Source organism: Blastopirellula sp. SH421, assembly GCF_057808535.1.
On sequence record NZ_CM173712.1, the window covers coordinates 1,059,632 to 1,072,557 of the forward strand.

Below are 12,926 nucleotides of genomic sequence, written 5' to 3' on the forward strand. Positions count from 1 at the left end.
GCGCAGCCGATCTGGTCAGCAAAAAGGCCGTCGGAAAGGATACCGACGGCCTTGAAGGGTTGTACCGATCGTAGCGACTAATTCGCTTATTGCTTCTCTTTGTCGAATGCGGCGTCAAACGCGACGTTGCTGGGAGCAAAATCGATCTCGCGGACAAACTGGCAAGACTCTTGGGCGCCGTGCATGCGGTCCATGCCAGAGTCTTCCCATTCGATCGACAGCGGGCCATCGTAGCCGATGTCATTGAGAGCGCGGATGATCTCTTCAAAGTTGACGCCACCGTGACCGGGGCTGCGGAAGTTCCAACCGCGGCGATAATCGCCAAAGTCGATGTGGCTTCCCAAGATGCTGCCGCGGCCGTTGAGCGTGACGATCGCGTCTTTGATGTGCACGTTATAAATCCGGTCGGGGAAAGCCCGAATGAACTCGACCGGATCAATCCCTTGCCACAGCAGATGGCTAGGATCAAAGTTGAAACCGAACTCTTCACGATGGCCGACCGCTTCTAGGGCGCGCTGGGCGGTGTAAATGTCGAACGCGATCTCGGTGGGGTGGACTTCGAGCGCGAATTTCACGCCGCACTCGCCAAAGACGTCTAGGATTGGATTCCAGCGATCGGCGAATAGCTGAAAGCCGGCGTCGATCATCTTGGGCGGAACCGGCGGAAAGCTATAGAGCAAGTGCCAGATGCTGCTGCCGGTGAAGCCGTTCACCACGGGAACGCCAAACTTTTGGGCGGCGCGGGCGGTCGCTTTCATTTCTTCGATAGCGCGAGCATTGACGCCGGCCGGGTCGCCGTCTCCCCAGACGTATGGAGGCAGGATCGACTTGTGCCGCTCGTCAATCACGTCGCAAACGGCCTGACCAACCAAGTGGGCGCTGATCGCTAGGCATTGTAGATCGTATTTTTCGAGCTGCTCTCGTTTTTTGTCGCAGTAGTCCCCTTCGGCGTTGGCGCGATCGACTTCAAAGTGATCACCCCAGCAGGCGAGTTCCAGGCCATCAAAACCAAATTCGCGCATCGCCTTGGCCATGTCGTCCAGTTTTAAGTCGGCCCATTGGCCGGTGAACATCATAACGGGTCGTGCCATGTGGAGCTCCTCTAAGGCGTCGTAGATGGGGTGAGATTTGCGCGGTTGTGACTGGATAAGGTCACCGCGGGGCAAGTCGCAGGAAACAGGTATTTTGCCCCTTGCCGGGTCAGCTTGCAACCTGCCGCCGCTAGAGGTCGCCTGGTCGCCAAGCGAGCAGAGCGCCAAGAAAAGGGGAGAGGGCAAGTCCGATGGTTGTCGCCTGGCGGACTCGCCCTCTCACGCACCCAAAGATTGTGGGCCTAAGAACTAGCTCTTAGGCGGTTTCGGCATGGTCGGCGACAAGTTCTTCGGCGCCTTCCAAAAAACTAGCTAAGCCGCGGCTGCGGTAGGGCTGTTGCAGTTTGCGAACTGCTTTCGATTCGATCTGGCGAACGCGTTCGCGAGTGACCGAGAAAATCTTGCCCACTTCTTCCAGCGTGTACGAGTAACCGTCGGTCAGGCCATAACGCAGGCGAATGATCTCACGTTCGCGATGGTTGAGGGCCTCCAGCACTTCGCACAAGCGGTCTTTGAGGGCTTGTTGGTGGGTTTCATACAGCGGGTCTTCGTCGCGATGATCTTCGAGGAATTCGCCAAAGAAGCTGTCGTCATGATCGCCCACCGGTTGGTCGAGCGATAACGGATTGCGATTCATCTTGAGGATGACGCGAGCGTCGTCCAGCGATAGTCCAGCACGTTCGGCGACTTCATCGGCAGTCGGATCGCGACCTAGCTCTTGCAGCAGATCACGAGTCACTGCGCGAACCTTGCCCATGGTATCGATCATGTGGACCGGCACGCGAATGGTGCGGCTTTGATCAGCGATGGCCCGGGTAATCGCCTGTCGAATCCACCACGTGGCGTAAGTCGAAAATTTGTAGCCCCGTTGGTACTCAAACTTGTCGACCGCACGCATCAGGCCGGTGTTTCCTTCCTGAATCAGGTCAAGGAAGCTGAGCCCGCGGTTGCGATACTTTTTGGCGATCGAGACCACCAGCCGCAGGTTTCCGGCTGATAGCAAACGCTTGGCGGCGTCGTATTCTTCCTGGAATTCGCTGATCCGCAGCAAGCGACGACGCAGCAGCGTGGGGCTTTCGAGCGTCACCTTCATCAGATATCGCAGCTCGGTGCGTAGTTCGTTGACCGTCTGGCCGGTACGAGAAACGCCGGCTTTGGTCGCTTCGTCGATCTGGCCCAACAGCGTGTCCATTCGCTCCGAGATTTCACGCAACTTCGGCAGCAGGGCCGAGATCTTGTTGGTGCGGAGATTCAATTCTTCGATCAGGCGAACCGCTTTGGCGCGGCGCCGGATCATATTTTTGGATGCAGCACAGCGTTGGGCCAACGAAGCCGACTTGCTGATCACGACTTTGAAGTCGGCGACATTGCCGCTAAGCAGTTTGCGGAGCGTGACCAGATTGGGTCCGATCCGACGCATGATGTTCTTTTTCTCTTTGGCGTTGGTGACCGAGACTTCGACGGTCCGATCGAGACGCAATTTGCCGTCGCGAACCTGCTCGAGCAGCTGCACCGATTGTTCCAGAATGAAGTCGTTCGAGATGAACGCATGACGGAAACGAGTTCGCCAGAATTCGATCTGACGTGCGGCGTTGACCTCTTCTTCTCGCGACAGCATCGGGATTTCGCCCATCTGCATCAGATACATGCGGATCGGGTCATCGATCTGGCTATCGTCGCTGGGGTCTTCAAACAACTCATCTTGCTCGTCGGCGACTTCGGCCGGAAAGCGGGCAGCGTCATCTTGTTCAAAGTCATCATTATCGAAAGCGTGAGCCATAGGTGCGTTCTCCTCGAGAGTTCTGACTGGGCGACCGCGAGTCAGCGATCAGGCGACGATCCACATAGAAGCAGCGTCCGTGCCGAACCCACATTAAATGGTCGCAAATCGACCTAAACGCAATCCATCACACGCTTTAAAAAAATACGGCAGCACCTCCCTGGCGGCTTTCGTGTTGCCGGAGCGCATCATCCGGCATGGTTCTGTGATTACGTACAACGACAAAGGACCTCGAATGAAGTGAAAAGGAGGGGGGGAATCGGGCTGGGAAACTCGCTAGAACTTCAGCAAGCGTTATTAACTAGGTGTTTCATTGACGACTAGAAGTTCCGTAAAACCGCAGAAAACATCGATGTGGTTAAGCTGCAACATGTTCGATTCTTCACAGATTCGCCCAAGAGGGATATTCCCTAATTGTGGTGATATCTGTGTAAGTCATTACAGTCATAGGACTTGTCGCAATTTTGCGAAATTCGCTATTATAAGAACATCGAAACTAATCCAACTGTCCTGCGCAGATCATCCGAGGCTGACGTGATCAAAATGAGTGAACCGATCGTCCTAGTGAAGAAACATGTCCCCCTCGGCACGATCATTTTGAACCGTCCCGAGAAGCGGAACGCTCTGTCGCGGGCGATGATCGAAGAGCTTGAACAGGCCTTTCGCGACCTGCATGGGGAGAAAAGTGTACGCGCGATCTTGTTGACCGGCGCCGGCAGCGCGTTTTGCGCTGGCTTGGATCTGGCCGAGATGCACGCCGCCGCCGGCGAAGAAGACTCGTTTGATCAATGGCGCGACGATGTGGTTCGGCTGCGCGACCTGTATGATCTGATGCTTCGTTTTCCCAAGCCGATCATCGCCGCGGTCAATGGTCCGGCCGTCGCCGGGGGAGCGGGTTTGGTCCTCGCGGCAGACTTCGTCATCGCTTCGCCAGCGGCTACATTTGGCTTTCCGGAGCCGCGTCGCGGGGTGATCTCGGGGCTGTGCGCACCGCTGCTTACCTTCCGAGTCGGGGGATCGCACGCGGCTCGTCTGTTGTTGCTGGCCGAGACCATTTCAGCCCAGCGCGCCGAGGCGATCGGCATTTTTCAAGAGCTGCAGCCCGACGAGAAGCTGTGGGCTCGCGGAATGGAAATCGCCAAAGAAGTTGCGTTGTCGGCTGACGAAGCGATTCAGCTGACCAAGCGAATGCTGAACGAAACGATCGGCGAAACGCTCGAAACGTTCCTCGCCGCCGGAGCTGCGGCCAGCGCCACCAGTCGTACGACCGAAGCGGCGGCCGAAGGGATGAAAGCGTTTCTGGAGAAACGAGAGCCAAAATGGCCGACTTAACTGGGGCGCCAAGAATTCTTCGTAGCCCGCTGCGCAAGCGAGGGAAAATCGGACGGCAATTCCAATGCGGATTGAAGTAGTCGAACGCATTTCCCTCGCTTGCGCAGCGGGCTAAGAAGAGGGCCGGCATCTAGGCCAGCAGCCAAAGCGTTCCCGCTCCGATCGTCGTCGCGGCCAGCAAGATCATGCCGCTGCAGCCGACAGAGCCGGCTTTGTCGAGTTCGCCGTCGGCGACCATTTGCAGTTCGATCTTTTCAACGGTTTCTTTCGACTCTTTAAGCCCGCGTCCAGTTTCTTCTCGCAGGAGTTTGATCGCGGCGAGCTTTTGGCGGGCTTTGATCAGACGTTTGATTTCGTCGAGTTGCTGACTGGGCGATTCTTCGTGTTGTTCGTTCACTGAAATGACTTTCTCAAGTGACATCCGAGTAGGCCAGGGATAAGGAAGTGTAGCCTATATCACGCTTTCGCCTATTCCGGCGACATATTTGGCCGCTCGATTGGGGGCGGATGGGACAATCTTGTCGATTTTGCTGGGAAGACGTCTTGTGCGGTGGTCGGCGTCTCTTGAGAATTCGTCGTGACGCGTTTGTAGCTGGCTTTGGGCCGGTCCACTGGTTGTTCTCCCTCTCCCACCCCTTGCGATCCCATCATGTCGAACTTGCCTCGTCTCACCGCCGTTCAGTGGACCGTTTGCGTGATCGCGTCGATTGGCTTTGCCTTCGATATTTATGAGTTGCTGATGCTGCCGTTGATTGTACGGCCGGCGCTGCAAGAGCTGATCGGAGCGGACCCGGGGTCGGCCGAATTTAATCGCTGGGTGGGACTGCTCTTCTTTGTTCCGGCGATGGCTGGCGGCGTGTTTGGTTTGCTGGGCGGATATTTGACCGACTTGTGGGGCCGCCGCCGTGTGCTGGTCGGCAGTATTTTGCTGTACGCCGTGTCGGCTGCCGCATCGGGGTTTAGCACCTCGGTAGAGATGTTGCTGATTTTGCGCTGCTTTACTTTTATCGGCGTCTGCGTCGAATTTGTCGCGGCGGTCGCTTGGTTAGCCGAACTTTTCCCTGATGTCAAACGCCGCGAGGCGGTCTTGGGATTTACCCAAGCTTTCTCATCAGTCGGGGGGATGCTGGTCACCTTGGCCAACTATCTTGCGATTCACTACGGCTCGCACCTTCCGGAAATCATGGGCGGTCATGAGGCGTGGCGCTACACTTTAATCTCAGGGGTCATCCCGGCGATTCCGTTGTTAATCATTCGTCCGTTCCTGCCAGAGTCGCCTGCCTGGGCTGAGAAGAAGGCTGCCGGAACGCTGAAGCGTCCGAGCATCGCCCAGCTTTTCTCGCCAGAGCTGCGACGGACGACGATTGTCACCACGATTATGTTCGCCTGTTCTTACGGCATTGCATTTGGCGCATTGCAACAAACGCCGCGGATTGTGCCGGACTTGCCGCAGGTGAAAGCAATGACAGCCGGCAAGCCGATCCCCGAGCAGCGAACGATCGAGCAGTCGGTAGCCACAGAAGTGAACGGAGTGCAAGAGGTCGGCGGTTTGGCAGGACGATTTGCGTTGGCGATGCTGGCGGTGGTGATTGTCCGGCGCGGGCTGCTGATTCGGTTGTTCCTGATTCCGGCGCTCCTCTTTATCCCGCTGCTCTACTTTTTCCCGGCGCGAGATAATCTCACGCTGCTGCAATACGGCATCTTCTTCGCCGGTTTTTTGACTGTCGGACAGTTCAGCTTTTGGGGTAACTATCTGCCGCGGGTTTATCCGCTGCATTTACGGGGAACCGGCGAAAGCTTTGCCGCCAATATCGGCGGGCGCATGTTTGGCACTTCATTCGCTTTGGTGACGTCGCTGTTGGCCAGTTACATGCCCGACAAATCGACCGCATTGGCAGCCGGCGCCGTCGTGTTGTTTGTCTGTTTGGTGGGGACGGTCTGTTCGTTCTTTTTGCCAGAACCGTCGGCAGAAGATATGACTGACGACTAGAGCCAACGCCGCCGGTTCGCATAGAATCGATTTCGTCACTACCTAGGCTGAGGAATCGCTTGCTATGCCCCAAAAAACTACGATCGTCATCATCGGTGGAGTCGCCGGCGGAGCATCCGCTGCGACTCGGGCTCGGCGGATGAACGAAACTGCGCAGATCATCCTGCTGGAAAAGGATGAGCATGTATCGTTCGCCAACTGCGGGCTCCCCTACTACATTGGGGGCGAAATCGCTGAGCGGCAGAAGCTGTTGGTCGCGACGGCTGAGCTGCTGCGCAAACGGTTTCGGATTGATGTTCGCGCCAATCAAGAAGCGACCAGCATCGATCGCGCCGCCCAGCAGCTAACGGTGCACGATCACCTGAAAAATGCGGATTACACGCTGAAATACGACAAGTTGATTCTCTCGCCGGGCGCCTCGCCGCTGGTTCCGCCCATAGAGAACTCCAAGGCTCCCGGCGTCTTCACGCTGCGCAACTTGGCCGACGCCGATAAAATCCAGGAGCACGCGCTCAAAACCTCGGCTCGCAAAGCGGTGATTGTGGGCGCTGGCTTTATTGGATTGGAAATGGTCGAGCAACTGCATCGACTTGAGCTCAAGATCGCACTGGCCGAACTGCAACCGCAGGTCTTGCCGCCGATGGATCCAGAGATGTCGTATCCACTGGAGAAGGCGATCCGAAGCCGCGATGTCCAGCTGTATTTAGGCGACGGGATCGCCGGTATCCTGACGGACGAGCGAGGCAACGCGTCAGGAGTCAAGCTGCAGAGCGGTGAAGTCGCGACCGGCGATCTGGTGATCCTGGGATTGGGGGTTCGACCCAATTCGCAACTTGCCAAGGCAGCGGGGCTCGAAATCGGACCGACCGGCGGCGTCATGGTCAACCGTTTTTCACAGACCGCCGATCCTGATATCTACGCGGTTGGCGATGTGGCCGAATATCCTTACGGACCAACCGGACAGCAGCAGCGCGTGCCGTTAGCGGGGCCGGCGAATCGCGCCGGACGCCTGGCCGGCGAGCATGCGGCCACCGGAACTTCTGCCGAAATGCCGGATGTACAAGGGACCGCGATCGTCCGCGTCTTTGATCAAGTCGCGGCGATTACCGGGTTGAGCGTCAAAATGGCGCGGAAGTTGGGGATCGATGCCCGCAGCGTGACGATCGCAGCCAATCACCACGCTGGTTACTATCCCGGCGCCAAGCAGTTGGTGCTGAAGCTGGTTTTTGCACCTGAGAGCGGTAAGATCCTTGGAGCGCAGTGCGTTGGCGTCGAAGGGGTCGACAAGCGAATCGACGTGATTGCGACTGCGATGCAATTTGGAGGAACGGTTCGCCAGTTGGCGGGGGTCGATCTCGCCTACGCGCCGCCGTTTGGAGCGGCCAAAGATCCGGTTCATATGGCGGCTTTCTCGGCTTGTAACTTTCTAGATGGAATCGATCTGTTTCTAGAGAGTGACGCAAATTTAGCCGGTCAGCAGGTCATTGACGTGCGGACCGACAAGGAAGTCACCACCAAACCGTTGGCTGGCGCCGCTGATGCGATCGCGATTCCGCTGGATGAGCTGCGCGAGCGGCTTGGGGAGCTTGATCCGGATCGTCCGACGGTAGTTTCGTGCGGGGTGGGCGTCCGTGCCCATGTGGCTGCCCGGATTTTGCGACAAAACGGGTTCTCTGACGTGCAGAACTTATCCGGAGGGGCGCTAGTGCGTGAGTGGGCAATCGCCAAGAGATCGGACGAGTAAGACTTGACCTGCTAACCTTGCCGCGTCGATTAACCTAGAATTCAATGGCAAATCTGTAACCGGTAGCCGATTTTTTCCCTTGATCCGTCAACGCCGTAACTATCGATGAATTCAGCGCTCCGCTTGCGACCCAGCGTCCTGAAAGCGAAAGAAACGTTGGCTCAAGGCCGCGAGAAGCTTCGTCTGCAACATGATCAAGGTTCGCCTGGGGCCCAGGTCTGCACCCGGATGACCGATCTCTTTGATCAGATCGTACTTGATCTATTTGAAGCGGCGCTGGTGGATCTGGGCGAAGATGGACCCAACGGACTGGTCTCGAAGGTCAGCTTGGTCCCGCATGGCGGTTATGGGCGACGCGACACCGCGCCGTACTCGGATGTCGACTTGATGATCTTGCATCATCCCAGCGCCTTCGCGCGAGCGGCGGAACTGGCCAAACGGATGGTGCAGGATATGTCCGATGTTGGCCTGGTGTTGGGACATAGTTTGCGAACGCCAAAACAAGCGATCAGTTTGGCGTTGTCGGACGCGATGATATTTACATCCCTGGCCGAAAATCGATATCTGACCGGCAGCGTCTCGCTGTTCCGCAGCTTCGCCGATCAACTCCGCAATCGTGCTGTCCGAAGATTTCGTGGGTTGTTCTACGCGATTCTTGAAGCTCGACATAGCGAACGGGTCCAATATGGAGACGCCGTCTATCTGCTAGAGCCGAACCTCAAACGCTCACGCGGCGGGCTGCGCGGCATTCAATTGTTGCGCTGGCTCGGCTTCGCAAAATGCGGAGAGGTCGAGATTGACTCGTTGAGTCTGTTGGGCGTCCTTACCGATCGAGATCGGCAGATCCTGCGGAACGCGCGGAATTTCTTTTTGCAGATTCGCAACGAGATGCACTTTCATGCCGGCAAGTCGAACGATCAATTAGATCGCGGCGAGCAACTTCGCCTGGCGGATCGCTACGGGTATGTCGGCACCAAGGGGATGTTGCCGGTCGAGCAGTTCATGCAGCAATACTTTCTCCATTCCAGCGGCGTGCGCAGCGTCGTCAGCAACTTTATCGAAACGATCCGCCCTCGTTCGCTGCTGTTTCGGACCCTTGCTCCGTTGATGACGCATCGCGTTGATCGCGACACCTATGTTGGCCCGTCGGTGATTAGCACTTCCAAACGCTGGAAAGTAGAGAAAAGCGGTCAAGTCTCGGAGATCTTGCGTCTGATGGATCTGGCCAATCTGTACGATCGGTGGATCGATCATCCCACATGGGAATCAATCCGCTTGAAGATGCAGACGATCAGCGAGATTGAGCTGGACGATGATGGTCGACGGCGATTTCTCTCGATCATGTCGCAGCCGCCGAGGTTGGGCGAATTGTTGAGCCGCTTAAACGAGCTGGGCGTCCTTGAAAAAATCATCCCCGGCATGCCGCACGCCAAGGCGCTGTTGCAATTTAACCAGTACCACAAATACACCGTTGACGTGCATTGCATCGAAACGGTTCGCTGCGCCACCAAGTTTCAGGATCGTGATGATGTGCTAGGCGAAGCGTATCGATCGCTTCGTTCCAAACGGATACTGCATTTAGCGCTGTTGATTCATGACTTGGGGAAAGGCTTTGAAGAAGATCATAGTGACGTCGGCGCGCGCTACGCTTTAGAGACCGCCGCCAAACTGCATTTGACGCCGCGCGAAGCGGAGCAGTTGCGTTCTTTGGTGCAGAATCACTTGGTGATGTCGCACCTGGCGTTTCGCCGCGATACGACTGACAAAGAATTGGTCGTGCGGTTTGCGGTCGATATCGGTTCGCCTGAGCTTGTGAAGATGCTCTTTGTGTTGACCTGCGCTGACTTCGACGGGGTGGGACCTGGCGTGTTGAACGATTGGAAAGTTCGCGTCTTGGGAGAACTCTATCGAGCGTCGATGCGGCATCTGGGAGTAGAACTGGAAGGGGAATCCAAGCGGGGCCGCAACAAACGTGAGCGTCTCGAGCAATTGGCGCAAAAGCAAGATGACCCCGCGTGGTTTAAGCGGCAATTTAATGCGATGCCCCCCAGTTATTTGAACGACACGCCTGCTGATCGGATTGTGGATGAACTAGTGCAACTGCAAAGATTGCCGGTCGACGCCGCCTTTGTAGGGACGACCTATCTGGCGGACCGCGACGTCATCGAAATCACGGTCGGCACGCACGAACAGGTGGTGCCGGGGGTGTTTCATCGGATCGCCGGCGCGGTCAGCAGTTTGCGGATGAGCATTCTTTCGGCCGAGATCAACACGCTGGCTGACGGATTGGTGCTGGATCGTTTCTGCGTGATTGATCAAGAGTCGAGCGGAGCGCCGACCACCAGTCGGATGGAGGATCTATCAGCCAAGATCATGAAGATGGTGCTCGACAAGAATGACGCTCCACCGAACTTCCGCTCTCGTTGGACCAGCAAAGCTTCGCGCACCGCAGCACAAGTGCAGGTGCTGCCGACCGAAGTCAAAATTGACAATGACACGTCGGAGCAGTTCACGATTATCGACATTTTCGCGCATAACCGCGTCGGCTTGTTGTACGCGATCTCTCGTACGATCTATCAGTTGGGACTCAGCGTTTCGATCGCCAAAATCGCCACGCATCTGGATCAAGTGGTCGACGTCTTCTACGTTTCGGACAAGTCCGGCAAGAAGATCGAGGATGAACAACAGTTGCAAGAGGTGAGCCGCCGCTTGATCGAAGCGGTGGATGAGTTCCTTGCCCAAAATGATTAGAATGATCGCGCTAGGGTTGAGACAAGGCGGTAGCGTACGCGCGCCATTTCGGCTCAAACAGATCCAGCGGCTCGCCTAGCAACGCTTCTAGTCGCTCGCGGCGACTAGAGTCAGAACGGACCATTTGCTCCAGGCGATTCCCTTCAAACAGCCGTTCTTCAAAGACTAGTCGCCAGGCCAGTCCCCACGCTAGCGCGTAGTCCAACTGTTCGCGATGCGGGGAGGTGGTCAGCACAAAGGCGGCGCTGTCGCGGTCAAGCAATTCGGCCAACAGCGGACGATCGGTCGCCGCGAGCCGTTTTTGAAGTTCGGCGACGAGTTCCGCCGGAGGAGCGTCAATGCGAAACGCGTCCCCTTCTAATTGTCCATGTTCAAATAGTTGAGCGAGTCCTTCGTTCAGCCAGATCGGAACATCGTAGTCGGCGACTGGAAAGACGAAGCATTCGAGATAGGCGTGGAAAGCTTCGTGATAGAGTCTTCGCGTCGTGTCAGCCACCGCGCGCTCTAGCGAATCATGGTTCGACCGTTCGACTGTTTTGATGCGGGCGAGCGCTTCTTGACGCTGACGCAGAAAAGTCTCGCGCCGGATGGCGACTTCCTGTTCAATTTCTTCTGGAGCAATCTTCGCCATGGTCAATAGTTTGCGATGCGCGTCTAGTTGGGCCGGCAGTTCACGACGTAGCTGATCCCACCAGTTCAACTGACGTTGATGTTCGGCATTAGCCGCTGCGGTTTGCTGTTGCAGGCGTCGAAAATCTGTGCCGACCAGGATTAGCCGATCTTGCGGCAAAAAAATCGCCGGATTGCGTACGACGGCGCCCAACGTTGCGGTGTAGTCGGAGTATTCACGCATGTCGTCAAACAGCAAGATTCGAAGGCGAGATTCGCTCTCCTTGCGCGGCGGAATCATGTGCTGGTAAGCGCGAAACGCCTGTTCCAACCGAACCGCCATCCGGCGCGTTAGCGCCTCGTCCAGTCGACTGAAAAGATCGTAGCCATCGCCTGCGGCGACCCGATATTCGACGTCATGTTGTTTGACGCTTTTCAGTTGAATGGTTTCTCGATTTTCGGCTTCGATCTGCGTGTGGTTGCGGAGACGTTCGACCCGTTTGATCAATTGCGCTCGGGCCGCTGGGTCCGCTTTGGCCAGCGCGCGAATTTCTCGGTGGGCGTGGTTTTGCACGACGCCAAAAGTTGGTTTGCCTGCTGGTTGCACAATCTCCAAAAACTCGACGCCATCCTCCTGCTGCGACAAGATCATCCCCTGGAGCGTCCGCCCATTGTTGAGGGTCAACGTGTCGCTCTCGGCCGCCGCAACGATCGCTGCGAACCCAAGCACAAGCAGGAGGGAGAGTGTTGGAGTGAACAAGGGGGGCCAAGGGGATAGCTGGAAAGAACGCGATCGAACTTGGATGCTGTTCGGCCGAAAAGGAGCATAGAACACGGCAATGTCACGCAGGAAGAGCGGTAAAACAAGATAGGAATCAAGTCGAAACTTCTCACACTAGCCCGCAGCGCCAGCGAGGGAATGTGATTGGCGATGCCAATCTGGATTGAAGTCGCCAGCCGTATTCCCTCGCTGGCGCTGAGGGCTAGTGTTGAATCGGTTCGAAATAGCGTAAACGGGGAATGCACTCGTTGCTTTGAACCGATTGAGGGTCGCCGCCCGCATTTCCCTTGCTAACGCAATAGGCTACGAAGAGACCTACTTGATTAATTATACCCTCGCGCAACTCGAAAAAGACGCAAGCAGGCGCCTGCCGGACGTGCCCGGCGCTAGCTTGGCTTGGTCAGAGTAATGCGGCGGACCAAGCGGCAGCCAAGTTGATAGCTCATTCGCCCATCCACCTGCGTTTCACGGACATGCACCAGTTCGGCCTCAAAGAAACGAAACGGTGCGAGTCCGATCGCTAGGATAAAGCGCGCATGCGTCGGTTTATTCGGCAGTACAAAGGCGACGCCGGTCGAGGAGATGTCGTGAAACGTGGCATGACGAAAACGGGCCGTCGGCGGCATGTTTTCGCCATCGTATTCGGCGTACATCTGCGTCGTTTGGAACGGGTGCCGCGGACTACGGCGGCGTTCTCGCATCACCTCGATGTTATCAAAGTCTTCACCAAGCAACGCATCCAACGAAGCTTCTACGTCGAGAGTTTGCAAAGCCTCCTCGGCAAACTCCTCGAGTATTTCGAAGCATTCGAGATTGGAGGGCTTGGTCATTGAACGGATAGGACCTGA

General features: G+C 56.6%; 9 protein-coding genes. 4 read left to right on the forward strand and 5 right to left on the reverse strand.

The window, feature by feature from the left end; all coding sequences use genetic code 11:
- Positions 1–86: 86 nt before the first annotated feature.
- Both SH421x_RS04315 and SH421x_RS04320 read right to left on the reverse strand, forming a co-directional pair.
- Positions 87–1,091 (reverse strand): sugar phosphate isomerase/epimerase family protein, encoded by a 1,005-nt coding sequence (locus SH421x_RS04315; protein WP_488854165.1) that lies wholly within the window; start codon positions 1,089–1,091, stop codon positions 87–89.
- Between the two features lie 256 nt (positions 1,092–1,347).
- Positions 1,348–2,871 carry a sigma-70 family RNA polymerase sigma factor gene (locus SH421x_RS04320; RefSeq protein ID WP_488854166.1) on the reverse strand — a complete coding sequence of 508 codons (1,524 nt, stop codon included), beginning with the start codon at positions 2,869–2,871 and terminating at the stop codon, positions 1,348–1,350.
- A 543-nt stretch (positions 2,872–3,414) separates the two neighbouring features.
- On the opposite strand from SH421x_RS04320, the gene SH421x_RS04325 reads away from it, so the two are divergent.
- Entirely contained in the window at positions 3,415–4,203 is a 789-nt protein-coding gene (locus tag SH421x_RS04325; protein WP_488854167.1) for an enoyl-CoA hydratase/isomerase family protein, read from the forward strand.
- A 130-nt stretch (positions 4,204–4,333) separates the two neighbouring features.
- Here SH421x_RS04325 and SH421x_RS04330 read toward each other — a convergent pair whose 3' ends face one another.
- Positions 4,334–4,600 (reverse strand): hypothetical protein, encoded by a 267-nt coding sequence (locus tag SH421x_RS04330; RefSeq protein ID WP_488854168.1) that lies wholly within the window; start codon positions 4,598–4,600, stop codon positions 4,334–4,336.
- Between the two features lie 252 nt (positions 4,601–4,852).
- Here SH421x_RS04330 and SH421x_RS04335 point away from each other — a divergent pair, with 252 nt between their 5' ends.
- The 3 genes from SH421x_RS04335 (at position 4,853) to glnD (ending at position 10,688) form a co-directional block, all read left to right on the forward strand.
- Positions 4,853–6,193, forward strand: a complete 1,341-nt coding sequence (locus SH421x_RS04335; RefSeq protein ID WP_488854169.1) for an MFS transporter — start codon at positions 4,853–4,855, stop codon at positions 6,191–6,193.
- A 64-nt stretch (positions 6,194–6,257) separates the two neighbouring features.
- Positions 6,258–7,937, forward strand: a complete 1,680-nt coding sequence (locus SH421x_RS04340) for an FAD-dependent oxidoreductase (protein WP_488854170.1) — start codon at positions 6,258–6,260, stop codon at positions 7,935–7,937.
- Between the two features lie 105 nt (positions 7,938–8,042).
- Positions 8,043–10,688 (forward strand): [protein-PII] uridylyltransferase, encoded by a 2,646-nt coding sequence (glnD, locus tag SH421x_RS04345; RefSeq protein ID WP_488854171.1) that lies wholly within the window; start codon positions 8,043–8,045, stop codon positions 10,686–10,688.
- Between the two features lie 10 nt (positions 10,689–10,698).
- On the opposite strand, the gene SH421x_RS04350 is transcribed toward glnD, so the two are convergent.
- Both SH421x_RS04350 and SH421x_RS04355 read right to left on the reverse strand, forming a co-directional pair.
- Complete coding sequence (locus SH421x_RS04350; RefSeq protein ID WP_488854172.1) at positions 10,699–12,057, reverse strand: DUF1570 domain-containing protein; 1,359 nt, start codon at positions 12,055–12,057, stop codon at positions 10,699–10,701.
- A gap of 407 nt (positions 12,058–12,464) precedes the next feature.
- Positions 12,465–12,848, reverse strand: coding sequence for a PilZ domain-containing protein (locus SH421x_RS04355; protein ID WP_488854173.1), 384 nt, complete (start codon positions 12,846–12,848; stop codon positions 12,465–12,467).
- Between the last annotated feature and the right edge of the window lie 78 nt (positions 12,849–12,926).